The following is a 22,331-nucleotide window of genomic DNA, read 5'->3' as shown; positions in this document are numbered from 1 at the left end:
CCTCGCGGCATGGCCACGTTGTTCGGCGACGGATACGCACCGGCGAGAATCCTGTTGCGGGAGTTCGCCTTCGACCACCGTCACCAAAGTTCGGCGGATGTCCGGGCGTTCGGTTTTACTTGTGGGTTATGACTTCCACCTCCGCCGCCGTCAGCGGGCTACCCCCGATGGCCGCAGGCCGCATCCGCAACACCAAGCGCTTCGTCACCGATCCGATTACGTTTCTCTCCGACTCTATGGCTCAGCACGGCAACGTCTTTCAGTTCCAGCTGGTCACCGGGAACATGGTCGGTATCACCCATCCCCACCACATCAAGTACATCTTGCAGGAACGCATGGCCAACTTCACCCGCGAGACCCAGATGTACGACATCATCGAACCGTTCGTGGGGCGCGGGCTGGCGACCATCGCCGACCACAACCGGTGGCGACGCAACCGACGCCTCGTCCAACCCGCCTTTCACCACAAGAGGATCAATGCGCTCAGCGAGATCATGGTGGCGGAGATCGACTCCATGTGCGACGAATGGGCCGAACATGCCCGCGCCGGACGAACGATCGACATCGGCGAGCAGATGAGCCACCTCACATTGCGGATCGTGGTGCGGGCGCTGTTCGGATTGGATCCCCACGGCCCGGAGGTCACCGGCTTCTCCCACGCGACGCAGAAGGTGAATGCCGAACTGGGGAAGTTCGTGCGAATGCCCCTGATACCCTTGAAGGTTCCGACGCCGAGTCACCGGCGCTTCTGGCGGGCTATCGCCGAGATGGATGCCATCGTCTACACGGTGATCGACAAGTTGCGCGACGCTGACAACGGCGGCCTGCTGTCCATGCTCATGAACGCCACAGACGCTGATACCAACGAGAGCCTGACCGACGGGGAGCTGCGCGACGAGGTCGTCACCATGCTCTTCGCTGGTCACGAGACCAGCTCCTCGGCCCTGACGTCAGCCATGCTGCTGTTGCAACTGCATCCAGAGGTGCGTCAGCGGCTGCGCGATGACGTTGACGCCGCGTTGCCCGGCGGGCACGCCACCATGACCGACCTGCCCGCACTGCCCTACAGCAAGCAGGTGCTGGAGGAGGTGTTGCGGCTCAAACCACCGGCCTGGATGGGACAACGTCGTGCCGCCGAGGACGACGAGATCGGGGGCTACCACATCCCGGCAGGCACTCCGCTGATGTTCAGCTATTACCATGCACACCGGAACCCCGAGTGTTGGGACCGGCCGGACACCTTCGACCCGGACCGCTTCACCGCCGACGCGGTCGCCGCCCGTGACCGGAACGTGTATCTGCCCTTCGGTGCGGGCGGGCACCTCTGCATCGGCAACGCGTTCGCGATGATGGAGATGCAGCTCGCGCTCTCGACCATCATGCGACGGTTCGACTTCACCATCGGGAACCCGGACCTCACCCCGACTTCCGCGCTGACCCTCAACACCAAGTTCCCGGTCGTTGCGACGCTGACCGAACGGCGATAACGCCGGCGTGATGCCCCTTCACCGTGTCACCAGCCCATCAGCGGCGAAAGAGTGTTGCGCCCGTTGCAGTATTGGACGCGCCGAGCGCCGAACAGTTGTCCACCTGCCGCGGGCTGGGAACAGTGAGGGTGAGCCGCAGTGTGAAGTCCACCGGCGCGTAGGGACCGGAAAGCGAGACCCGCCGAGCGTCCTCAGGGCGCTCGACCGGCCGCGCTCTGCCGCCACTCGGACATCCAATGCGAACACCAACGGCGACCGGAGAACGCCATGGGTGCCACCGCGCCGAGCGCCGGGATACCTGAACTCGGCCGGTACGGCACCGAGCTGGTGTTCTCGTTGCGGTCAGCGCTCACCCCTGACGGTCGCCGTGCGCACCCGGATCGATGGTCGCCTCCACCGCGAGTTCAACTGCGCCCCAGGTGGGGACATGACGCACCCAACCCGGAATCGGATCGGTCTGCACCCCGAACAGATAGCGGTGCGGCACCAGATCACGTAGCGCGCGGTGCACGTCCAGGCGGTCATCGATCATGTGCGTGATGCCGAGCTCGGCGCAGTGCACCGCCTTGTCCGCCCGCGCACGGCAGAAGCGCACGTTGTCGCGGGCGATGCCGGTCCGGTCGTAGAAGTCGTGATGGTCGAGCCACTGACGGGTGCGCTGCTCGACCCGCGGGCCGCATTTGGAGATCACCCAGGCCCGGCCTTCGAAACGCCGGACCAGGCGGGGCAGGACTTCGAAGGCGCCCGGACTGGGCGGCGTGCGCAATGCTTCGGCGAGGCCGCCGGACAGGAATACGGTGTCCTCGTCACCGGCCGCCAAGGCGGCTCCCTGGATGACCCGGCCGAAATCCACGCCGAGTCGAGGTTGTCTTTCTTCGTTCATACGACGTCCAGCGTGACCGATCCGGGCGTCCGGAGGCCAGCGAATTCCGCGGGACGGCCCTCATTCGCGCGTCGGAGTTGGACGCGTCGTGCGCCGAACGGTTGCTCGCAGGGTGTGGACTGGGAACAGTGAAGGCCGGAGCCGTGTTGTGAACCGTGGCTCGATATTTGCGAAGGAGATTTCTGTGCGCTTCGGCATCTTCATTCCGCAGGGTTGGCGGCTCGATCTGGTGGGCATCGACCCGGCGGACCAGTGGGTGGTGATGCGTGACCTAGCCCAGCGCGCCGACGCGGGCGAAGCATGGGAATCGCTGTGGGTGTACGACCACTTCCACACCGTGCCCATTCCGACCGAGGAGGCGACGCACGAGGCATGGACGCTGATGTCGGCGTTCGCGGCGGCCACTTCACGCGTCCGGCTCGGCCAGATGTGTACCGCGATCAGCTACCGCAATCCGGCCTACCTGGCGAAAGTCGCGGCGACGGTCGACCTGATCTCGGGCGGCCGAGTCGAGATGGGCATCGGCGGCGGCTGGTACGAACACGAATGGCGCGCCTACGGCTACGGCTTCCCGTCGGCGGGCGAGCGGCTGGCCCGCCTCGACGAAGGCGTGCAGATCTTCCGGCAGGCGTGGACCACGGGCTCGGCCACCCTCGACGGCAAGCATTACCAGGTGGACGGCGCCATCGTGCGACCACTCCCCTTGCAGGAGGGCGGGATTCCGCTCTGGATCGCGGGAGGCGGCGAGAAGAAGACGCTGCGCATCGCGGCGAAATACGCCCAGTACACCAACTTCAGCGGCAACCCCGAGGAGTTCACCCGCAAATCCGAGATCCTGCGCGCACACTGCGCCGAGGTCGGCACCGATTACGACGCGATCGTGCGCTCCTCGAACTTCAACGTCGCGATCGGCGCGACCGAAGCCGAAGTCGAAGAACGCCTCGCGACCCTGGCCGCCCGCCTGACCCCCTACATCGGCGCCGACCGAGCCAAGACCCACATCGATGACCTCTTCCGCGGCACCGCCGCGGTCGGCACACCGGAACAGGTAATCGAAAAGCTCACCCGCCTCAGCGATCTCGGCCTCGGCTATTCCATCCTCTACTTCCCCGAGGCCGCCTACGACACCTCCGGCATCGAACTCTTCGAACGCGAAGTGATACCCGCCCTGGCGGCTATTTGAATGCGCCCTGCTGCTGCCACCAGGTGAACAATTGCGCGGCGCCGTCCGGACTGTCGGCGAATGCCTCGCCGAGCGTGAGGTCGGGCTCGGCGCTCCAGACGATCTCCGGGACGGCGGGGTTTTCGATGGTGGACATCCGGCAGGTCATCTGGCCGGTCACCTGGTTCAGTCCGTGCGCCCCGTACGGGCCCGGCGTGCTTCCGTCCGGGCACTTGACGACCTGGCCGGAGGACTTGGCGGCGTAGCCGCTGCGAAGCGCGTAGATGTCGGGGTACAAGGTGAACGAGGCCCGCGGGACGGAACCGGTTTTGGAGCAGAACAATGCGGCCGACTCTCCCGATTGCGGCGGACTGGGTAAGCAGTTGCTCTGGTCATAGCCGGGTGGTAGCACGCTCAACAGCCCGAGCTCCGCGGATGAGAACCGGTTGTTCGCTGGGGTTTCGGTGGTCCGCGCAGGGGCGGTGTTCGCGTTGGGCCGAAGCGCGAGCCACAACCCGAGGCCGACCGCAACCGTGAGGACCACTACACCCGCGGCGACCACGAGTATCCACACGCGCCTTTTCGGTGGGGTGGGCTGGGCTGGTGGGCAGGCCTGCGGGCAGGCTGGGCTGGTAAAGGCGGGGCCGGTGAGGGCGGCACCTGGGGGCCGGGTCCAGGTGGCGGACCGAGCCACTCGGCAGGTGGCCGACTCGTTTTGGTCGTCAGCGGCTCGGGTTGCCACTGCGCCTTGTTGACGATCGTGGTGGCCAGTCTGCTGGCGAGGATTCTGGCCGCCGTGTGCTGGTCGGCGCTGCCGAGTGCGTCGTGGGCGGCGCGGGCCAGATCGCCCGCACTGGCGTAGCGGTCGGCTGGGTCTTTCGCCATTCCGCGTGCGATGACGGAGTCGAATGCCACGGGGATTCCCGGATGCACCGTGCTGGGTCGGGGGATCGGGTCGAACAAGTGGGCGGTGATGAGTAGCTCGAGGCTGTCGGCAGGATAGGGGCGTGTGGCGGTGAGGCATTCGTGGAGCACGCAGGCGAGCGCGTAGATATCGACGCGGTGGGAGACCTCCCCTTGCTGGAAGCGTTCGGGCGCCATGTAGGCGTAGCTTCCCAGGGCCGTGCCCGTACTGGTCAGCACGGTACTGGTGGCCGAATGGGCGATGCCGAAGTCCACCAGATACGCGAAGTCGTCGTTGGTGACGAGGATGTTGGCGGGCTTGATGTCACGGTGGATCAGTCCGTCGGCGTGAGCCGCATCCAACGCCGCGGCGACTTGGCCGATAATCGCCACGGCGCGTGCCGGGGCCATGGGGCCGTGACAGGTGAGGAGACCGCGGAGATCCATACCCCGCACCAGCCGCATGTCGATGAAGAGCATTCCGTCGATCTCGCCGTAGTCGTGGATCGGGACGATGTGCGGTTCCTGCAGGCGCGCGGCAGCACGGGCCTCGCGGCGGAACCGTTCGCGGTAGCTCTTCTCGGCGGCCAGATGCTCGGGCAGGAGTTTGAGCGCCACCGTGCGATCCTTGGCGGTGTCGTAGGCCTCGTAGACCTCACCCATGCCGCCGTGGCCGAGCAGCGTTCTCAGCTGGTAGTGCCCGAAAAGGTCGCCTACCCGCGATCCCGGCGTCGGCTGGCTCATGTTGTCGACCATGGGACATGGATGGTCTCGCCGCGCAGTCGTTTTGATGGAACGCGTGCGGGGACGCTGCCGTTCGCCGTCACTACTTTTCGGCCGAAAACGTGAACTTGCATCATGGTCCGTCCGCGAAATCGTCGACCTCTGTCAGATTCGTCATGGCGACTCCGCCACCGGATCGGGTGAACCGCCCGCTGTGGTGGCGTTGCTGCCCGAGCTGTATGTCCCCTTCTCTGCGACAACAACGGATGAACCGCGCGTCGCGGTGCAGGTTTCGTCGACGAGTGCGCTCCGGGTCGGCGATGGCTGTATCAGATATGTGGGCGCGGTTGGCTGACGCGTCGGCGCGGGTGTCTGATGCTGCGGCGCGGGCGCCTGAGGGGTGGTCTGCTGACGCTGGGTCGGCACAGGTGCCTGGGGCGCGGGCTGCTGCTGCTGAGGCGCAGGCTGCTGCTGAGGCGCAGGCTGCTGCTGAGGCGCAGGTGCCTGAGGCGCAGGCTGCTGATGTTGGGGCGCGGGCTGCTGCTGCTGAGGCGCAGGTGCTCGAGGGGCAGGCTGCTGATGCTGGGGCGCGGGCTGCTGGGGCGCGGGCTGCTGAGGCGCAGGTGCCTGAGGAGCAGGCGCAGGTGCCTGAGGAGCAGGCGCAGGTGCCTGAGGAGCAGGCGCAGGTGCCTGAGGAGCAGGCGCAGGTGCCTGAGGAGCAGGCGCAGGTGCCTGAGGAGCAGGCGCCCTAGGCGCAGGTGCCGGTGCAGGTACCCCAGGCGCAGGTGCCCCAGGCGCAGGTGCAGGTACCCCAGGCGCAGGCGGAGGCGCAGGTGCCCCAGGGGCAGGTGCCGGTGCAGGTGCGCCAGGTGCAGGTGCAGGTGCCGCAGGCGCAGGAGCCCCCGGCACAGGCGCAGGAGCCTGCCGCTGGGGCCGCGGCGGTACCGGAGCTGGTGAAGGTATGGGTGCCACGGGTGCTCCCGTCGGTGGCTCCGGGGTCGTGGCAGGGACGGCGACGTCCATGTCGCCGGTACTGTGGGCGGGTCGAGTGAATGTCTGTCCGGTGGCCACGTCGACGAGGGTGAATGCCTGGACGATCATCGCCTGCTGCACGACTACGACCGCGCCCGGGTGGAATCCCTCCCACGGCTGGCCGATGTAAGTCGGGGCACTGGTCAGCGGAACCGGCTGGGTCAGTGGGTTGCCGCAGTAGCAGCGTGAGCGGGGGATGCCGTAGTCGTCGACGAGGACCGCGGTTCCGGCCTGCAACACGGACTGATGGGGGGTCGCATGCTGACCGTCGAATCCGTGGTTGGTGACTCGGGTGTCCGCCCGGAGCAGGACGGGCGTCAACTCACGCAGATACGTGGGAAGGTCGGACACCATCAGCGGGCGTCCACCGCTCCAGTAGAGCGTCGGATCTGCGTTGAGGGCCTCGACGAACGCGGCAGCCTGCGCGGGATGCGACTCGAAGAAGGTGATCATCTGTTCGCGGTCGCAGCTGGCGTTGTCCAAGGTGCCGCCGTACAGCCTCTCCTGGTCGCCCGGGTAGGGCTGGCTGACCATGTCGGTGCCGTCGCCTTGGGGTGGGATCGTGGGAAACTTCGCGTTCGTCGGCGGCAGCGAAGCTGCGGGCGGTGTGAAGGGATCCACGCCCGGGTCGTCGATTCGGGCGAGCACCACCTCGCCGCCGCGCTTGTTGGAGCCTGAACCACTGGTGAGATGCAGCACCAAGCCTGCGCCGCCGCCCAGCAGCAGCACCAGCAGGACCACTAGTGGCCAGTACCGTCCAACTATCACCTCACAGCCTCCAGGGCAAGCGCCCATCTCGGCCATTCATGTCAAGCGTAGACCCAGGCCGATGTGGTGAACCCTCCGTCTGCGGAGCAGATTCTGCGAAGACCGTGGCGGGGAGCAACGGCCGCCGTCCCTCCGCGCCCACTCACGGCGGCGGGGCGGTTCTAGTACGGAGATGTGTGAGGATTGCTTGTTTCTGAATGGTGATGGCTTCGCGGCAGCGGATGTTGGCTTTCTCGTCGTTCTCGGTGATGCGGCCGCCGAGTTGGGACATCAGCACGCGAGGCGCGAACTCCCGCTGGCCCCAAGGCTGGAAGAATGTGATCATGTCGATTGATCGCGCGATTTTGTTTCGGCTGGCCACGAGTGATGTTGTGGAGCGGGTTGTTCGGGCTGTGCCGCGAGGTGAGGAACTGGCTTGGCGAGCGGCGTCGCGGTATGTCCCTGGGACTGCGGCGGCCGACGCGGTCCGGGTGGCCGGGGAATTCCATGCACGCGGCGTGGCCGCCAGTATCGATCAGTTCGGTGAACTGGTCGACGATCCCCTCGTCGCGCAGCGGGTTGCGGATGACTATCTGCGGTTGGCCGACGACCTTGCCGGTTTTCCTCAGGACACATGGCTATCTGTCGATCTGTCCCATCTCGGCCTCGATGTCGACCCGGCCAGCTGTGCCGACCGTCTCGCGGCGATCGCGCAGGCGTTACCGGAGGGTCGACGTATCCAAGTCGGCGCCGAGGACCACGCGCGCGCGGACGCGGCGCTGAAGTGTGTACTCGACGTAGCCGACCGAGGCATGGCCGACCGTCTCGGTGCCACCGCACAGGCCAATCTGCATCGGACGCCCGACGACATAAAGCGTCTCCTTGCGGCCGGTGTCCACATCCGGCTGGTCAAGGGCGCCTACCTCGATTCGCCCGACCTAGCCTTGCCGTACGGCGAGCCCACCGACGTCGCCTTCATGCGCTTGGCGCATCGGCTGGCGGCAGCACACGCGCCGTTCGCGCTGGCGACCCATGACGGTGTCCTTCGTGAGGCGCTTCTGACCGCGCTCGGGCCGGTACCGGTGGAACACCTGCTCGGGGTGCGGCCGGAGGTGTTGAACGATCTCGTCGCTCGCGGTGTGCCGGTTCGCGTGTACATCCCCTTCGGTCACAACTGGTTTCGCTACTGGATGCGCCGAGTTGCCGAATCACGTGGTGCTTGATCGCTTTCAGGACTACGGCATTTGGCCCCAGCTGCGTTCATCCTTGGTTGGCGGGCAGGTCCGTCATGTTCAGCACGGTGGCCCAGTAGTCATCCCTGAGTGCGTTCCACAAGTCGTTGTGTTTGGGAAACCACTCGCGGACCTGGGCCAGGTCGGGCAGCTGTTCGTCGTCGAAGACGACCGTGCCCGGCTGCACGGACGGTAGCGGCTTCTTCGGATACTGATACGCGGGGAACGCGTCGGTGGTTATCCGTAGACGGACAACCCGCACAGTGCGGTCGACCAGCCGCCAAGTCGCGGACTTTCCATCGCGGGTTTCAGTGGTGCGCAATGCATCTCTTTTCACTGTCGGACCTTCTGCGTCAAAGTGGCTCCCCGGTGCCGGGGGACGTGACACCCCGGCACCCGGAAGAAATGTCGGACTCACCCAGCGCCCACACACGGACCTCGGCCGCGACCGCTGCAACAAATTCGACGGGCAAGGGAGGGAACGGGCCGGGGACACCGAGGTCCTCTGGGGTTCGTTGCGGTAGTTCTGGCGACATTGGTGTCCCCCTGGGTGGCCGAGACGGATCTAAAGGTGCGCGACACCCACGGGTCAGCCCACCTAACGTCCATGAGGAGAGGACACGGACGCGAGTATGGGCACGCTCCCTGCAACACCGGAGTGCCGCGCACGCACAACGACACCACCGGGTCTGACCAGGCACGACGATGACACGGAATCCCATGGGAGATTTCCTATTTCGCCAGCAGTGCTTCCGCGAACCGTGGCAAACTGATTCCGCTCCCTGCTGTCCCCCGTTCCGTCTACCAAGAGGTAACGACACAGATGGCCGACGAAGACAGCACCCTGCCCCGGCGTCAGCTGGGGCGACTGCTCCGGCAGTACCGCGAGGAAATCGGCTTGACCTTGGCGCAGGCCGCCAGACTCGTGGAGATCGGCACGACTACGCTGCATCGACTCGAGACCGGCAAGGCCCACAAGGTTCGGATGCGCATCATCCAGCACCTTTGCGAGATCTATGAACGTTCCGCGGAAGAATGGGCCGCAATCAAGCACCTTGCCAGGCAGGCTTCGGTCAAAAGCTGGTATGCCGAGTACGACGAACTGTTGCCGGTAAACTTCGATAACTACATTGGACTCGAAGCCGCTGCGCGGCACATTGTTTCGTATCAAGAGCTGATCCCGGGCCTGCTCCAGACCGCCGACTATGCCCGAGCGATAATGCGCAGCTACATGCCCGAGGCGAGCCCCAGCGCGATCGAACCGCGTGTAGAACTGCGGATGAAGCGTCAAACCATCATCCGGCGTAAGGCCGAACCGGTGAGGTTCGATTTGGTGCTGCACGAGTCCGCGCTTCACCGGATGATCGGCACCCCGAGGGTGATGGCCAAGCAATTGCTCCATGTGGCCGATGCCAGCACCTGGCCGAACGTCTCTGTACGGATATTGCCGTTCTCCGCTGGCATGCCTATGGGCGTGAACCCCGGAGCGTTCGTCATTCTCGACTTTGGGCTCGATATCAAAGGGCGAGCCGTGGAACCCACTGTGGTCTTCGTCGAGAACATCCTGACCGCCAACCTCTACCTGGAGAAAGCAGTGGACGTCGACCGCTATCGAGCGCTCTCAGCGGTGCTGCACCGCGCTTCGCTGGGAGAAGCGGAAAGCAGAGCACTGCTGAGGAAAATAGCGAAGGAGTATCAACAGTGAGCATCGACCTTGCTGGTGCCGAGTGGTTCAAGAGCAGCCGTAGCCAGGCGGATGCGGAGTGCGTCGAGGTCGCCTTCCTCGAAGGAGGGCATGTCGGCGTCCGTGACTCCAAGAACCCGACCGGCCCTGCTCTGATCTTCACCCCCGGCGAGTGGGATGCGTTTGTCGCCGGTGCTTGCGATGGCGAGTTCGAACGCCCCTAGACAACCGGTTCAGGCCCGGTCCGCGTTGTCGGATCGGGCCTGCTTCGCGTCCGGTGCGGCTGGGCTACGGGTTGCGCGGGCACTTTGCAACGGCCCTATCTGCGGCGGGTGAGTTCCACGCGGTCGGCGAGTTGGTCCGGAGCCCCGGGCGGCGAGAAGTAGATCTCCATGACCACGCGATCCTGCGATTCCAGCTTGATCACCGTGCGCATCGGGATCGTCTTGCCGGTGAATTGTGGTCCGAGAATGCCGGGGTCGGTGAACTCGCCCGCCATCGTGATATCGGCTGCGCCGCCGGAGTTCCGGGCCCCTTTGTAACTCATCGTCATGGGGGTGACGCTGTCTACGGTGGTCCATTCGTAGCGGTTGTCGGTCGGCCCGTAGCCGAGCAGGCCCAGCCGGTAGTACGGTGCCCCACCGGGCGTGCCCTCGGCCTCCTCCTGAAGGAAGTTGTTGCCGGTCTTGCCGATCCAGTGCCAGCGCGACACGATCTCGCGCCGGACCGGGTTGTCGGCTGTACCCCCGGCGACGAATGTCGACTTCGCGCCGGTCCATTCGCCGACGAGCTGGTTCAGCCGCCGATGGCCCTCATCCTGCTGCTCGGGCTGCGCAGCGATGGACTCGGCCGCTGCGGAGGGAGGCTGCGTCTGGTCCGAACAACCGGTGCCGAGAACCGTGAGCGCGAGCAGCGCGACAGCGGCCAGTGTTCGAGACTGTGTTCTGGGCAAGGAAAATCCTTCTGGGATAGAGCGTCTGGTGCGATGGATGCGTCAGCCAAGTGTGCTGCGGAAGTGTCGCACGACGTGTTCCACGGCCTGGCCGACGGTCGGTTCCTGGTCGTAGAAATCGAACTGCGTGCCCTCGATCCAGATCAGCTCCTTCGGACCGGCCAGCTGGGCGTGAAAGGCGCGGGCGCCGTCCGGGATCGCGCCGTTCTCGCTGTGCACCAACAAGGTCGGGATCGTGATGTTGCGGGCGACCGGGATGGCGTTGTAGGTCAGCCATTCGTTCCAGCCCTGCACCGCGAACCGGTTCCCCCATTCCGGCACCGCGCCGCGGGTGGCGTCGACGTAGTAGGGGAAGTCGCCGGACATCGCGGCCGAGGGGTCGGTGGTGCTCACCGCGGCGACGTAGTCGACCTCGCCGGTGTTCTCATAGCGGGCGCGAGCCGCGAAACCCGCTGCCAGCCGCTGGGATACGCCTTCCTTCCCGCCGTACATCAGCGCGACCAGCTCCGGATCGTGCAGCCAGGGCGCGACCATTGCCAAGGACCTGACCCGCGCGTCGCCCGCAGCGTTCACCGCCGTGTAGCCACTGCTGGCACACACGCCCAGCGCGCCGATGCGCTGTGCGTCGACATCGGGGCGTCCGGCCAGGAAGGTGACCGCGGCACGGATATCGCGACTCTTGCGCGACGGGGATTCGAGGTCACGCGACTCGCCACCGGATTCGCCGTAGTGCGTGAAGTCGAAATCCAGTGCGGCGAAACCCTGTTCGGCCAGTCGCCGGGCATACACCTGCGGCATCTGCTCCTTCACGGTGAGCCACGACCCGGTGACCACCACGGCGGGCAGCCGGGTGTCCGCGGCGTCGGCCGGGCGGTAGAGCCGACCGACCAGGAGCACACCGTCGCTGTCGAAGGTGACCTTTTCGACCTGAACCTCAGAAACCATGGCACCACTGTGTGCAGTGACCGCTGGACCGTCCAATAACAGCTGTGATAACCAATGGTTATGGAGGCACATCTGCGGGACCTGCGATACTTCACGGTTCTCGCCGAGGAACTGAACTTCACTCGGGCCGCCGAGCGCCTGTTCATCACCCAGCCCGCGCTGAGCAAGCAGATCCGCCAGCTCGAACAGCAGTTGCGGGTCGCATTGGTCGTCCGGGACAAGCGCGGCATCGGCTTGACCGCGGCGGGCGAGGCCCTGCTGCCGCAGGCACGAGCACTGCTGGAGCAGTGGAGCGAAGCGCAACGCATAGTCGGCGAGGCCGCCGCGGCCGAGAACTCCGTGCTCACGGTCGGCATGTCCACGAGCGTCGGCCGGGGACTGTTGTGTGCCGCGCGCGAGGGGTTCGTACGAAATCGCCCGGCTTGGCGCACCAGAATGCGTCAGGTCAATTGGGACGACCCCACCGCCGGACTCGGCTCCGGCGAGGTCGACGTCGCCTTCGTCTGGCTGCCGTTCCCCGGACACGGCTCGTTCGGCGTTCGTGTGCTGGTCCGCGAGCCGCGCTGGGTCGCGTTCTGCCACGACCACTGGCTGGCGGGACGCGACGAAGTCGACTTCACCGAGCTGCTCGACGAACCGTTCATCGCGATGCCGGACAGCGCCGGATCACTGCGCGATCACTGGCTGGCCGTCGCCGAACGCGGCGGCCGTCCCGTCCGGATCGGTGCGACGGTATGGAACGCCGAGGAAACCTTCGCTGTGATCGAGGAGGGCAGCGGCATCGTCCTGTTGTCCGCGGGCAACGCGGATATCTACCGCCGCCCCGGAACCGGCGTCATACCGGTCACGGGAATCGAGCCCGCGGTCATGGCGATCGCCTGGCGCAGAGATGACCACCGCGCCGCCATCCACGACTTCGTCGAGGCAGCCGCAAGCGCCGCTGGCACGTAGAAACAGGTCTCACCTGAGACCACATCAGGCAATAACCGCGGGTATAGCCCTGTGCCACGTAGTAGCACCAGATAGCACACCCCTGAGACGATGAATCCATGCCCGCACAGCCTGAGATCACCCAGCGAGATCTGCGCAATCGGTCGAAGGAGATCATGGACGCCGTCCAGCAGGGGCAGGCCTTCACCGTCACCCGAGACGGACACCAAATCGGTGAACTGATTCCACTGCGCCGACGCCGACGCTTCGTTTCCCGCGCAGAGTTCGCGGCGATGTCGCGCGCGGACGTCTCGATCGACGCCTTCCGAGCCGACCAGGCTGCCACGGCCGACCAGGAGGCGGACGATCCGTATGCCCGCTGACTACCAGCAGGGCTGCTCGACAGCAACATCATGATCCTGCGCCGGTGGATCTCGCCGAACAGCTGCCACTGTTCACGACGAACCCGGATGTTTTCCGAGGATTGGACGAACTACTGTCCGTCGTCGCTGTGACAGGACCCGACGTGCCGAGCGGCCGCCCACTCCGCTAGGTGGATCCCGGGGCGTTCAAAAGCCATGTTGGTGTCGGGATTCGAACTCGTGGGTATAGGGGCGATGCGACGCCACTCGAGCTCGATGGCCGCGATTCCGCCCGGGAGCGGGCGTTACGAGGCGACGGCGACATCGCTCGATCAATGTCGCCTCGTCCGGATTCCTGGTCTTTGCCCACCGGATAAAGGATCTTGTGCCATCAGCCGTAACGCGGCGTGGCCTCGCTTCCGAGCCTCTGCCGAGACACCGAGCCAAGCCCGATGGTCGATACTCCTCAATTCCTCCGCAAGGACGCGAACTCGACTCCGGTCGCTGCCTTCCATCCGCATCCGCTCTCGCACCGGATTCTCGACCGTACAAGCCAGGATTGTCGTCCAGATGTCGGCCCCGATCACGCGAGTCCTCCTTGTAGGCAGCGCCTTTGAGTACCATCGCGCCTCGGATGGAATCGCCTGAGCAAGCTCGGCGGCCTGCGGCCATGGTGGACCCCAACCGCCCGTGGGAGTCGGCACCTTCCACTCCGGGCGGTTAACGGATGCCATCCAGCAATTCCTGAAGCACGCGGGCACCGGCGCTGCGCTCACGAGTGTCGAGCGAATCCATCAAGTCGACGGCGACCGCCGCCAACGGCGCTTGCTCGTCGGCGAATACATTCGAAGTCGTTACCCGGACGACAACATCGCGCTCGCCGCCATCTGCTATCAGGCCGAAGCCGTTGACAACCGTCTCGAAATCCTCGTCGAGCACATACCCCTCGATACCTCGACTGCTCTCCGCCAAACCGAACCTAGCTGCAAGATCTTTGCGCTCGAGGGCGCTCACGCCACTGGCAACGAGGCAGTCGAGGATGCCTTCCACGCTCTCGTCCCATCCGCTCAAACGATGCGTCCTCGCGCGTCGCCGCGCGAGGAAAGCTACTTCCTGCGCGCTCGAGCGTCGTAAGCGATGCTTGAGCCTGGTCATTTGCGCCGACGAGATCCAGTCCACCGGCTGGCCGGACATCCACGCCAGCGCAGCCCACGCAACGCCCTCGCTCCACGGCCTGCCCCGATACCGGCGCGCCTGAGCCCACCGGTGAACCGAGGCCGAATCCAGCAAGAACACACCACCGATTTCGCGAACCACATCGAGCTCGCCCGCTTGCGCGAGCCGAGCAACCTGCCGAGGGGTCACAGCCAGCTCTGCAGCCGCAGCAGCCACAGACATCTCGCTCATGCATATATGGTCTCACCTGAGACCACATCAGGCAATAGCCCCAGTTTAGAGCGCATGGCTGCGACTACCAATGCCTAGGGCCTCCACTCCGACGAACCGATCAACAGCACGGCGGGATCAGCACGGCGTCTACTCAGCGCTGCACGGACCGATGCAGGGCATATTCATGCCCTGCATCGATATCCATCCCATCGGATGGATGACCTCACAGCATGCAGGACACGCAACCCTCGACTTCGGTTCCCTCCAAAGCCATTTGGCGCAGCCGGATGTAGTAGAGCGTCTTGATGCCCTTGCGCCAGGCGTAGATCTGGGCGCGGTTGAGGTCGCGGGTGGTGGCGGAGTCCTTGAAGAACAGCGTCAGCGACAGGCCCTGGTCCACGTGCTGGGTGGCCGCGGCGTAGGTGTCGATGATCTTCTCGTAGCCGATCTCGTAGGCGTCCTCGTAGTACTCGAGGTTGTCGTTGGTCATGTAGGGCGCCGGGTAGTAGACGCGCCCGATCTTGCCTTCCTTGCGGATCTCGATCTTCGACGCCACCGGGTGGATGGAGCTGGTGGAGTGGTTGATGTAGGAGATCGAGCCGGTCGGCGGCACCGCCTGCAGGTTCTGGTTGTAGATGCCGTGCTCCATGACCGAGGCCTTCAGCTCACGCCAGTCGTCCTGGGTCGGGATGTGCACGCCCGCGTCGGCGAACAGCTGCCGCACGCGATCGGTCTTCGGCTCCCACACCTGATCGGTGTACTTGTCGAAGTACTCACCGCTGGCGTACTTCGATTCCGGGAAGCCGCCGAAGTAGGTGCCGCGCTCGATGGCGAGCTTGTTCGACGCCCGAATCGCGTGATAGACGACGGTGTAGAAGTAGATGTCGGTGAAGTCGATGCCCTCTTCCGACCCGTAGTGGATCCGCTCCCGCGCCAGGTAGCCGTGCAGGTTCATCTGCCCGAGGCCGATCGCATGGGACTGGTTGTTGCCCTGCTCGATGGACGGCACCGAGTAGATGTGCGTCTGGTCCGACACCGCGGTCAGCGCCCGGATGGCCACCTCGATGGTCTGGGCGAAGTCGGGTGAGTCCATCGTCTTGGCGATGTTCAGCGACCCGAGGTTGCAGGAGATGTCCTTGCCCACCTTCGCGTAGGACAGGTCGTCGTTGAACTCCGACGGCGTGGACACCTGCAGGATCTCCGAGCACAGGTTGGAGTGGGTGATCTTGCCCGCGATCGGGTTGGCCCGGTTCACCGTGTCCTCGAACATGATGTACGGGTAGCCGGACTCGAACTGCAGCTCCGCGATGGTCTGGAAGAACTCGCGCGCCTTGATCTTCGACTTGCGGATGCGCTTGTCGTCGACCATCTCGTGGTACTTCTCGGTGACGTCGATGTCGGCGAACGGCTTGCCGTAGATGCGCTCCACGTCGTAAGGCGAGAACAGGTACATGTCCTCGTTCTTCTTGGCCAGTTCGAAGGTGATGTCCGGGATGACCACGCCCAGCGAGAGAGTCTTGATGCGGATCTTCTCGTCCGCGTTCTCCCGCTTGGTGTCCAGGAACCGGTAGATATCGGGGTGGTGCGCGTGCAGGTAGACCGCGCCCGCGCCCTGACGCGCACCGAGCTGGTTGGCGTAGGAGAACGAGTCCTCCAGCAGCTTCATGATCGGGATGACGCCAGAGCTCTGATTCTCGATCTTCTTGATCGGCGCGCCGTGCTCGCGAATGTTGCTCAGCAGCAAAGCGACACCACCGCCGCGCTTGGACAGTTGCAGCGCGGAGTTGATCGAGCGCCCGATGGACTCCATGTTGTCCTCGATGCGCAGCAGGAAGCACGACACCGGCTCGCCGCGCTGCTTCTTGCCCGAGTTCAGGAAGGTCGGCGTGGCCGGCTGGAAACGGCCCTCGATGATCTCGTCCACCAGCTTGCTCGCCAGCACCTCGTCACCGGCGGCGAGGGTGAGCGCGACCATGCAGACCCGATCCTCGAACCGCTCCAGGTAACGCTTGCCGTCGAAGGTCTTCAGCGTGTACGAGGTGTAGTACTTGAACGCGCCGAGGAAGGTGGGGAACCGGAACTTCTTGGCGTAGGCCTGCTTGAACAGCTTCTTGATGAACCCGCGGCTGTACTGATCGAGAACCTCCCCCTCGTAGTAGTTCTCCTCGATCAGGTAGTCCAGCTTCTCGTCCAGGTTGTGGAAGAAGACGGTGTTCTGGTTGACGTGCTGCAAGAAGTACTGGTGGGCGGCCTCACGGTCCTTGTCGAACTGGATCTCGCCGTCCGGGCCGTACAGGTTCAGCATCGCGTTGAGAGCGTGGTAGTCCAGGACCTCGCCCGCTTCGGCGCCGCGGACCGGGGGCTGCTCTAAGCGAGCTGTTTTTCCGGTCGGTGCTGTCGTTGCTGTTGCCAAAACAATCCCAATCCCTCTCGGACGCGTTCGACGTCCTCAGCGGTTCCCATGAGTTCGAAGCGATACAGGTACGGCACCCCGCATTTGCGCGAGATCAGTTCGCCCGCATAGCAATAGGTGTCGCCGAAGTTCGTGTTGCCCGCCGCGATGACGCCGCGCAGCAGCGACCGGTTGTGCGGATCGTTCAGGAACTTGGCGACCTGCCGCGGGACGAAATCCTTCTCGGAACGGTTGCCCCCCAATACGTGCCGACCGCCCCCGTAAGTGGGAACGATCAGCACGTACGGTCGGTCGACGCGCAGTGAGTCGGCGGTGTGCAGTGGGATGCGAGTCGCCGGGAGACCCAGCTTCTCGACGAAACGATGTGTGTTCTCCGAAGCGCTGGAGAAGTAGACCAGCGCCGTCGTCTCCGACATGGTCGACTTCCTCTTCTCAGGACGGCCCCTCGGATGAACCGGAAGCGGTGGACGCGATCAGGCCGCCACGGTCGCGAGCGACTTGATGCGGTCGGGCCGGAAGCCCGACCAGTGATCGTCTCCGGCCACCACGACCGGCGCCTGCAAGTACCCGAGCGCCATGACGTAGTCACGCGCCTCGTCGTTCTCCGAGATATCGATGACCTCGTAGTCCACGCCGACCTTGTCGAGGGCCTTGTAGGTGGCGTTGCACTGGACGCAAGCGGGCTTGGTGTACACGGTGACGGTCATTGATGTCCCTCTCTCCTTGTGCCTGATCCACAGCCTGTGATCCGTATGCCGATCGTTTCGAGCGACCTGCAAGCAGTCGCTAGCGATGCACGATCCGACATACTGCGCAAACTCCTGGATCCGGACCCGAAGCCCCTGATCAGCCACGGTTGGCCGTCTCGTTCTCGCGCCCTCTTCCAGTACCGAAGACACTACACCTAGTGGCCGACAGATTCATCCAACACGACATGTAGCGAGTCACATTGATGAAATTCCACGGGGAGAAGTACCAGGATGCTCGATTCACCCTCCGGCAAAAGAGTGACGCAGATCACTCATGAGAGCTTCAGCTAACTGATAGCAAACATCGAACAAACGCCGAGGGCCGTCGCTACCGCGGTAACGACGGCCCTCGGCGGAGACCGGGAGTGGAGCTTACACGGACGCCAGCTCGCCGCGGGTGGCCTCGACCAGTTCGCGCACCGTGCTCGCCAGCTCGGTCAGCGCCTCCGCGTCATCGCGCGGATGCGAGGAGGCGAACCGCTCTCCGATCACACCGAAGTGCAGGTGCGCGGACTCGACGACCTTCGCGCCCGCCACGCCGAGCGCCTTGACCGCGTCCCCGTGCGCCCACTGCGCCGCGTTCGGGCTGACCGACGCGCTGACCACGGCGGCGGGCTTGCCCGTGATGGACCCGGCGCCGTACGGACGGGAGGCCCAGTCGATCGCGTTCTTCAGCACCGCCGACAGCGTGCCGTTGTACTCCGGCGTCACCACCAGCAGGCCGTCCGCCTCGGCGACCGCGTCGCGCAGCGCTCGAGCGGCGGCGGGCACGGAACCGGGAACGTCGATGTCCTCGTTGTAGAACGGGATGTCGGCGAGCCCTTCGTAGAGGGTGACCTCGACACCCTCCGGGGCGGTCTGCGCGGCGGTCTCGGCGAGCTGGCGGTTGACCGAGGCGGCACGGAGGCTACCGACAAGTGCGAGGATGCGAGTCTGGCTCCCGACTGCGCCTCGCTGGCGCTCGGCTCCGTCGGGCCCAGAGGGCGCTGTGTTGATGACTCGCTCGCTTCGCTCGCTCATGAGAACTCCTGGTGTACTGAATGTGGTGTCCGTACTGTCACCCCAGACCAACCGGACTGCGGTCCGATTACTTCCCGCGGAGTCTGCGTGAGCGCTGTGAACTACCCCACATCCGACGCACCACCGCCACGCGGGCGCCGCCTGCTCGACGTCGGCGCGCCGCTGCCCGGCACGTCGCAGCCCGCCGAGCGTGCCGACGCGGCGCGCAACCGCCAACTCCTGCTGGACGCGGCCCACCAGTTGGTGCGCGAACAAGGCGTCGACAGCCTCACCATGGACGCGCTGGCCAAGCGCGCCGGAGTCGGTAAGGGCACGGTGTTCCGCCGGTTCGGCAGCCGGTCGGGCCTGATGCTCGCGCTGCTCGACCACTCCGATCGAAAGTTCCAGGAGGCGTTCATCTTCGGGCCGCCACCGCTCGGCCCCGGCGCCGCGCCGGTGGAACGACTGGTCGCCTTCGGGCGGGCCCGGCTGCTGGACATCGAACTGGAAGGTGAACTGCACCGCGCCGCCGAACTCGGCGAGGCCGGGGACCGTTATTCCGGCGCGCCCTACGGACTGCTGCGCGCCCACGTCACGATGCTGCTGCGGCAGGCCGAAGCGCCCGGCGAGATCCCGCTGGTCGCCGACGCGCTCCTAGGGACACTGGGCGCGGCACTCGTGATGCACCAGATGCACGTCCAGGGATACACCCGCGAGCAGGTCGGCGACAACTGGGCGAGCCTCGTTCGGCGCGTTGTCACCCGATGAATCGCCAGTAGACTCGGGCGCCATGCGGAACCTGCGCGAACAGATCATCAGCGAATTGGGCGTCCAGCCCACGATCGAGCCGAAGACCGAAGTGCGGCGGCGGATCGATTTCCTCAAGGATTATCTGAACGCCACTCCCGCACGGGGTTTCGTCCTCGGGATCAGCGGCGGACAGGACAGCGCCCTCACCGGCCGGCTCTGCCAGCTCGCGGCCGAAGAGCTGCGCGCCGAGGGCGCGGACGCGACGTTTCTCGCCGTCCGGCTGCCCTACGGAGTACAGGCCGACGAGGCCGACGCGAGGATCGCGCTGAAGTTCGTCCAGCCGGACCGCCAGGTCGTGGTGAACGTCCGCCCCAGCGCGAACGCGGCGGCCGCCGAGGCGGCCACCGCGCTGGGCGTGGACAAGCTGCGCGACTTCGTACGCGGCAACATCAAGGCGCGCGAACGCATGGTGATCCAGTACGCCCTGGCCGGGCAGGAGAACTTGCTGGTGGTCGGCACCGACCACGCGGCGGAGGCGGTCACCGGCTTCTTCACCAAGTACGGCGACGGCGGCGTCGATCTGACCCCGCTCACCGGCCTCACCAAGCGCCAGGGCGCGGCGCTGCTGCAAGAACTCGGTGCGCCCCCCAGCATCTGGTCCAAGGTCCCCACGGCCGACCTGGAGGACGAGCGGCCCGCGCTGCCCGACGAAGAGGCGCTCGGCCTGCGCTACAGCGAGATCGACGATTACCTGGAAGGCAACGAGGTGAGCGCGGAAGTCGCCGCCAAGGTCGAATCCATCTATCTGAACACCCGGCACAAGCGGACCGTTCCGGTCACGCCGCTGGACACCTGGTGGCGCTGAGCGCTCAGCGCGCCGACTCGACCTCCACGAGGCGGCGCGCCAGAAACCGCCGCACCTGGTCGTTGCCTGCCAGTTCCAGCGCCGCGCGATAGCTCTGCGCGGCCTCCCGCCACCGTCCGCCACGTCGCAACAGGTCGGCGCGGGTCGACGGAACCAGGTGCGATCCGGCCAGCCGCGGGTCGTCGGCAACCTCGTCCAGGGCGGCCAGCCCCGCGTCGAACCCCCGGGCGAAACCCACGGTCACGGCGCGGCTCACCGACACCGCAGGCGACGGTGCGAGCCGGAGTAGTTCGTCGTACTCCGCGACGATCGAGTGCCAATCGGTCTGCGCCCAGCTCGGCGCCGTCGCGTGCGCGGCAGCGATTCGCGCCTGCACCAGGTACGGGCCGCCACCATCGGCCTCGGCCGACCTCAGGCAATCCAGCCCGGCCCGGACCGCTGCTCGGTCCCACCGCGACCGATCCTGTTCCTCCAACGGCACCAATTCCCCGTCGCCGCGCCGCCGTTGGTTTCGGCGGCTGTCCTGTAACAGCATCAGCGCCAGCAGCGCACGCGCCTCGGGTTCGCGCGGCAGCAACCCGCACAGCAGCCTGCCGAGTCGAATCGCTTCATCGCACAGCTCGTCTCGCACGGCGGAAGGGCCCGATGTCGCGAAGTATCCCTCGGTGAACACCAGATACACGCACGCCAGTACGCCAGGGATTCGCTCGGGCATCAGATGCGGGGGCGGCACCCGCAGGGGGATGCCCGCCTGACGGATCTTCGCCTTCGCGCGTGTGAGCCGTTGCGCCACCGTATGTTCCGGTTGCAGAAAGGCACGCGCTATCTCGGCCGTGCGCAGGCCGCACACCAGGCGCAGCGTCAAGGCCACCTGCGAGGGCCGCGACAGCGCCGGGTGGCAGCAGGCGAAGATCATCCGCAGTTGGTCGTCCGGCACCGGCGACACCTCGGCCTCCTCGTTCGGTGCTCGCGTCGCAACCGCGTCATGTTCCTTGACCGCCCTGGCCGACTCGCGCCGCAGCCGGTCCAGCGCTCTGTTGCGGGCGGTCGTGGTGATCCAGCCGCCCGGGTTGGACGGCAGTCCGCGCTCGGGCCAGGTGCGCAGTGCCTCGGCGAATGCCTCCTGCACGGCGTCCTCGGCCAGGCCGATATCGCCGACCATCCTGGCCACCGTCGCGAGCGCCCGGCCGAACTCGGCGCGGTAGACGGCGTCGATCGTCGCGGCCGGACCGGTCCGCACGTCAGTCGCCCAGATCCACGACCTGACGCACCTCGGCGCGCCCACGCTCGCCCAGCGGGATGGCCGAGGCGATCTCGGCCGCCCGCGCTCGGTCCGGCGCGGTGAACAAGTACAGCCCGTCCACCACCTCGGCGAACTCCGCGTACGGCCCGTCGGTGAGCAGCGTCTGCCCGTCGCGCACCCGCACCGTGGTCGCCGAGGACGGCGGTTGCAGCGCCCCACCACCGCGGATTTCCGCCGCGTACTTCGCACCGAAGCGCTGATGTTCGGCGACGGCGTCGTCCCACTCCGGAGTGTCCGGCACGATCACCGCGTCCGGAGCCTCCCACAACAGCGCCAGCCACCAATCCGCGCGCGGGGTGTCGTGCGGCGACCACATCGCCATCGGGCGCACTTCGACCGCCCCGTCCTCCGCGGCGGGCACCTGCCGCGCCAGCCGGATCGCCTCGTCCAGGTCGGCGGCTTCGAACACATAGAATCCGCCGACGACCTCGGCCTGCTCGGCGTACGGGCCATCGGTGACCAGCGTCTGTCCTCCGCTGCGCCGGATGTGCAGCGCGTCGGCGGAGGGGAACAGCGCCGCGCCGCCGGCGACCGCCGCAGCCTCGCGCTCCTCGAACGCCGCGTACTTCGCCACCTCGGCTTCGAACTCCGGCGTGCCGGGCCGGGCACCGGGTCCGTCTTCGCGTCCCACCAGTGTCGCCAGGTAGTGCATAGCGTCATCCTTCCTCGCATCGACGGGGTCGGATACCCCATCTATCAGGACGACGAACCGCGCGTGCCGATTTCTACACCCCCGCGCACCGAATATTCACGAGGCACAGCCGGACGCAGCGCACGGCCGGAGCGAAGGCGGGGTACGCACAACGCGCACGGCCGGAGCG

General features: G+C 66.0%; 25 protein-coding genes and 1 pseudogene. 11 read left to right on the top strand and 15 right to left on the bottom strand.

Annotated features, from left to right (window positions below; translation table 11 throughout):
* Nucleotides 1–128 precede the first annotated feature (128 nt).
* The gene (locus ACWPXK_RS10680) at nt 129–1,487 is read left to right on the top strand and encodes a cytochrome P450 (RefSeq protein ID WP_454195900.1); all 1,359 of its coding nucleotides are present in this window, start codon (nt 129–131) and stop codon (nt 1,485–1,487) included.
* Nucleotides 1,488–1,836: 349 nt separating this feature from the next.
* On the opposite strand, the gene ACWPXK_RS10675 is transcribed toward ACWPXK_RS10680, so the two are convergent.
* A complete protein-coding gene (locus tag ACWPXK_RS10675) occupies nt 1,837–2,370 on the bottom strand; it encodes a hypothetical protein (protein ID WP_454195899.1) in 534 nt (177 codons plus the stop codon).
* Nucleotides 2,371–2,554: 184 nt separating this feature from the next.
* On the opposite strand from ACWPXK_RS10675, the gene ACWPXK_RS10670 reads away from it, so the two are divergent.
* The gene (locus ACWPXK_RS10670) at nt 2,555–3,553 is read left to right on the top strand and encodes an LLM class F420-dependent oxidoreductase (RefSeq protein WP_454195898.1); all 999 of its coding nucleotides are present in this window, start codon (nt 2,555–2,557) and stop codon (nt 3,551–3,553) included.
* Here the strand turns inward: ACWPXK_RS10670 and ACWPXK_RS10665 are convergent.
* Together ACWPXK_RS10665 and ACWPXK_RS10660 are read right to left on the bottom strand one after the other, a co-directional pair.
* Nucleotides 3,546–3,950 carry a hypothetical protein gene (locus ACWPXK_RS10665; RefSeq protein ID WP_454195897.1) on the bottom strand — a complete coding sequence of 135 codons (405 nt, stop codon included), beginning with the start codon at nt 3,948–3,950 and terminating at the stop codon, nt 3,546–3,548. The genes ACWPXK_RS10670 and ACWPXK_RS10665 overlap by 8 nt on opposite strands.
* A gap of 125 nt (nt 3,951–4,075) precedes the next feature.
* Nucleotides 4,076–5,179, bottom strand: a complete 1,104-nt coding sequence (locus ACWPXK_RS10660) for a serine/threonine-protein kinase (RefSeq protein WP_454195896.1) — start codon at nt 5,177–5,179, stop codon at nt 4,076–4,078.
* 602 nt (nt 5,180–5,781) lie between these two features.
* Here ACWPXK_RS10660 and ACWPXK_RS10655 point away from each other — a divergent pair.
* Nucleotides 5,782–5,910, top strand: coding sequence for a hypothetical protein (locus ACWPXK_RS10655; protein ID WP_454196455.1), 129 nt, complete (start codon nt 5,782–5,784; stop codon nt 5,908–5,910).
* A gap of 12 nt (nt 5,911–5,922) precedes the next feature.
* Nucleotides 5,923–6,210, top strand: coding sequence for a hypothetical protein (locus tag ACWPXK_RS10650; RefSeq protein ID WP_454196454.1), 288 nt, complete (start codon nt 5,923–5,925; stop codon nt 6,208–6,210).
* A 46-nt stretch (nt 6,211–6,256) separates the two neighbouring features.
* Here ACWPXK_RS10650 and ACWPXK_RS10645 read toward each other — a convergent pair.
* Nucleotides 6,257–6,724 (bottom strand): annotated as a pseudogene (locus ACWPXK_RS10645) (DUF6777 domain-containing protein); the annotation flags it as partial.
* Between the two features lie 376 nt (nt 6,725–7,100).
* Nucleotides 7,101–7,319 (bottom strand): hypothetical protein, encoded by a 219-nt coding sequence (locus tag ACWPXK_RS10640; RefSeq protein WP_454196453.1) that lies wholly within the window; start codon nt 7,317–7,319, stop codon nt 7,101–7,103.
* Between ACWPXK_RS10640 and ACWPXK_RS10635 the strand changes: the two genes are divergently transcribed.
* Nucleotides 7,282–8,160, top strand: coding sequence for a proline dehydrogenase family protein (locus ACWPXK_RS10635; protein WP_454195895.1), 879 nt, complete (start codon nt 7,282–7,284; stop codon nt 8,158–8,160). The two genes, ACWPXK_RS10640 and ACWPXK_RS10635, sit on opposite strands and share 38 nt — an antisense overlap.
* A gap of 37 nt (nt 8,161–8,197) precedes the next feature.
* Here the strand turns inward: ACWPXK_RS10635 and ACWPXK_RS10630 are convergent, their stop codons facing one another.
* A complete protein-coding gene (locus ACWPXK_RS10630; RefSeq protein ID WP_454195894.1) occupies nt 8,198–8,491 on the bottom strand; it encodes a hypothetical protein in 294 nt (97 codons plus the stop codon).
* 501 nt (nt 8,492–8,992) lie between these two features.
* Between ACWPXK_RS10630 and ACWPXK_RS10625 the strand changes: the two genes are divergently transcribed.
* Nucleotides 8,993–9,874: a helix-turn-helix domain-containing protein gene (locus ACWPXK_RS10625; protein WP_454195893.1), complete on the top strand. Its 882-nt coding sequence runs from the start codon at nt 8,993–8,995 to the stop codon at nt 9,872–9,874.
* Nucleotides 9,871–10,077: a DUF397 domain-containing protein gene (locus ACWPXK_RS10620; RefSeq protein ID WP_454195892.1), complete on the top strand. Its 207-nt coding sequence runs from the start codon at nt 9,871–9,873 to the stop codon at nt 10,075–10,077. Before ACWPXK_RS10625 ends, ACWPXK_RS10620 begins: the two co-directional genes overlap by 4 nt.
* Nucleotides 10,078–10,172: 95 nt before the next feature.
* Here ACWPXK_RS10620 and ACWPXK_RS10615 read toward each other — a convergent pair whose 3' ends face one another.
* Nucleotides 10,173–10,805 carry a DUF1579 family protein gene (locus ACWPXK_RS10615; protein WP_454195891.1) on the bottom strand — a complete coding sequence of 211 codons (633 nt, stop codon included), beginning with the start codon at nt 10,803–10,805 and terminating at the stop codon, nt 10,173–10,175.
* A 42-nt stretch (nt 10,806–10,847) separates the two neighbouring features.
* On the bottom strand, nt 10,848–11,750 hold the full coding sequence (locus ACWPXK_RS10610; RefSeq protein ID WP_454195890.1) for an alpha/beta hydrolase: 903 nt from the start codon (nt 11,748–11,750) through the stop codon (nt 10,848–10,850).
* Between the two features lie 60 nt (nt 11,751–11,810).
* Between ACWPXK_RS10610 and ACWPXK_RS10605 the strand changes: the two genes are divergently transcribed.
* Entirely contained in the window at nt 11,811–12,701 is an 891-nt protein-coding gene (locus ACWPXK_RS10605; RefSeq protein WP_454195889.1) for a LysR family transcriptional regulator, read from the top strand.
* 98 nt (nt 12,702–12,799) lie between these two features.
* A complete protein-coding gene (locus ACWPXK_RS10600) occupies nt 12,800–13,063 on the top strand; it encodes a type II toxin-antitoxin system Phd/YefM family antitoxin (protein ID WP_454195888.1) in 264 nt (87 codons plus the stop codon).
* Nucleotides 13,064–13,762: 699 nt separating this feature from the next.
* Here ACWPXK_RS10600 and ACWPXK_RS10595 read toward each other — a convergent pair.
* From ACWPXK_RS10595 to ACWPXK_RS10575, 5 genes are all read right to left on the bottom strand, one after another.
* A complete protein-coding gene (locus ACWPXK_RS10595) occupies nt 13,763–14,449 on the bottom strand; it encodes a hypothetical protein (RefSeq protein ID WP_454195887.1) in 687 nt (228 codons plus the stop codon).
* Nucleotides 14,450–14,654: 205 nt separating this feature from the next.
* Nucleotides 14,655–16,736, bottom strand: coding sequence for a class 1b ribonucleoside-diphosphate reductase subunit alpha (gene nrdE / locus ACWPXK_RS10590; RefSeq protein WP_454195886.1), 2,082 nt, complete (start codon nt 16,734–16,736; stop codon nt 14,655–14,657).
* A 62-nt stretch (nt 16,737–16,798) separates the two neighbouring features.
* Nucleotides 16,799–17,260, bottom strand: a complete 462-nt coding sequence (gene nrdI / locus ACWPXK_RS10585; RefSeq protein ID WP_364324176.1) for a class Ib ribonucleoside-diphosphate reductase assembly flavoprotein NrdI — start codon at nt 17,258–17,260, stop codon at nt 16,799–16,801.
* A 57-nt stretch (nt 17,261–17,317) separates the two neighbouring features.
* Nucleotides 17,318–17,551 carry a redoxin NrdH gene (locus ACWPXK_RS10580; protein WP_364324179.1) on the bottom strand — a complete coding sequence of 78 codons (234 nt, stop codon included), beginning with the start codon at nt 17,549–17,551 and terminating at the stop codon, nt 17,318–17,320.
* Nucleotides 17,552–17,965: 414 nt separating this feature from the next.
* On the bottom strand, nt 17,966–18,613 hold the full coding sequence (locus ACWPXK_RS10575; protein ID WP_454195885.1) for an NAD(P)H-dependent oxidoreductase: 648 nt from the start codon (nt 18,611–18,613) through the stop codon (nt 17,966–17,968).
* 141 nt (nt 18,614–18,754) lie between these two features.
* Here ACWPXK_RS10575 and ACWPXK_RS10570 point away from each other — a divergent pair, with 141 nt between their 5' ends.
* Both ACWPXK_RS10570 and nadE read left to right on the top strand, forming a co-directional pair.
* Nucleotides 18,755–19,360, top strand: coding sequence for a TetR/AcrR family transcriptional regulator (locus tag ACWPXK_RS10570; protein ID WP_454196410.1), 606 nt, complete (start codon nt 18,755–18,757; stop codon nt 19,358–19,360).
* Between the two features lie 22 nt (nt 19,361–19,382).
* Entirely contained in the window at nt 19,383–20,207 is an 825-nt protein-coding gene (gene nadE / locus ACWPXK_RS10565) for an ammonia-dependent NAD(+) synthetase (protein ID WP_454195884.1), read from the top strand.
* 4 nt (nt 20,208–20,211) lie between these two features.
* On the opposite strand, the gene ACWPXK_RS10560 is transcribed toward nadE, so the two are convergent.
* Both ACWPXK_RS10560 and ACWPXK_RS10555 read right to left on the bottom strand, forming a co-directional pair.
* The gene (locus tag ACWPXK_RS10560) at nt 20,212–21,447 is read right to left on the bottom strand and encodes an RNA polymerase sigma factor (RefSeq protein ID WP_454195883.1); all 1,236 of its coding nucleotides are present in this window, start codon (nt 21,445–21,447) and stop codon (nt 20,212–20,214) included.
* Nucleotide 21,448: 1 nt separating this feature from the next.
* A complete protein-coding gene (locus ACWPXK_RS10555) occupies nt 21,449–22,162 on the bottom strand; it encodes a YciI family protein (protein WP_454195882.1) in 714 nt (237 codons plus the stop codon).
* Between the last annotated feature and the right edge of the window lie 169 nt (nt 22,163–22,331).

The sequence above is a fragment of the Nocardia sp. Marseille-Q1738 genome, assembly GCF_965283145.1.
This window is presented reverse-complemented; position numbering and strand designations above follow the sequence as displayed.

Bases quoted from the DNA above. Each gene is read 5' to 3' on its own strand.
- ACWPXK_RS10675 (WP_454195899.1), bottom strand. From the start codon at position 2,370: ATGAACGAAGAAAGACAACCTCGACTCGGCGTGGATTTCGGCCGGGTC.
- ACWPXK_RS10555 (WP_454195882.1), bottom strand. From the start codon at position 22,162: ATGCACTACCTGGCGACACTGGTGGGACGCGAAGACGGACCCGGTGCC.
- ACWPXK_RS10625 (WP_454195893.1), top strand. From the start codon at position 8,993: ATGGCCGACGAAGACAGCACCCTGCCCCGGCGTCAGCTGGGGCGACTG.
- ACWPXK_RS10600 (WP_454195888.1), top strand. From the start codon at position 12,800: ATGCCCGCACAGCCTGAGATCACCCAGCGAGATCTGCGCAATCGGTCG.
- ACWPXK_RS10595 (WP_454195887.1), bottom strand. From the start codon at position 14,449: ATGAGCGAGATGTCTGTGGCTGCTGCGGCTGCAGAGCTGGCTGTGACC.
- ACWPXK_RS10635 (WP_454195895.1), top strand. From the start codon at position 7,282: ATGTCGATTGATCGCGCGATTTTGTTTCGGCTGGCCACGAGTGATGTT.
- nrdI (WP_364324176.1), bottom strand. From the start codon at position 17,260: ATGTCGGAGACGACGGCGCTGGTCTACTTCTCCAGCGCTTCGGAGAAC.
- ACWPXK_RS10680 (WP_454195900.1), top strand. From the start codon at position 129: ATGACTTCCACCTCCGCCGCCGTCAGCGGGCTACCCCCGATGGCCGCA.
- ACWPXK_RS10575 (WP_454195885.1), bottom strand. From the start codon at position 18,613: ATGAGCGAGCGAAGCGAGCGAGTCATCAACACAGCGCCCTCTGGGCCC.
- ACWPXK_RS10580 (WP_364324179.1), bottom strand. From the start codon at position 17,551: ATGACCGTCACCGTGTACACCAAGCCCGCTTGCGTCCAGTGCAACGCC.
- nadE (WP_454195884.1), top strand. From the start codon at position 19,383: ATGCGGAACCTGCGCGAACAGATCATCAGCGAATTGGGCGTCCAGCCC.
- ACWPXK_RS10660 (WP_454195896.1), bottom strand. From the start codon at position 5,179: ATGAGCCAGCCGACGCCGGGATCGCGGGTAGGCGACCTTTTCGGGCAC.
- nrdE (WP_454195886.1), bottom strand. From the start codon at position 16,736: ATGCTGAACCTGTACGGCCCGGACGGCGAGATCCAGTTCGACAAGGAC.
- ACWPXK_RS10610 (WP_454195890.1), bottom strand. From the start codon at position 11,750: ATGGTTTCTGAGGTTCAGGTCGAAAAGGTCACCTTCGACAGCGACGGT.
- ACWPXK_RS10605 (WP_454195889.1), top strand. From the start codon at position 11,811: ATGGAGGCACATCTGCGGGACCTGCGATACTTCACGGTTCTCGCCGAG.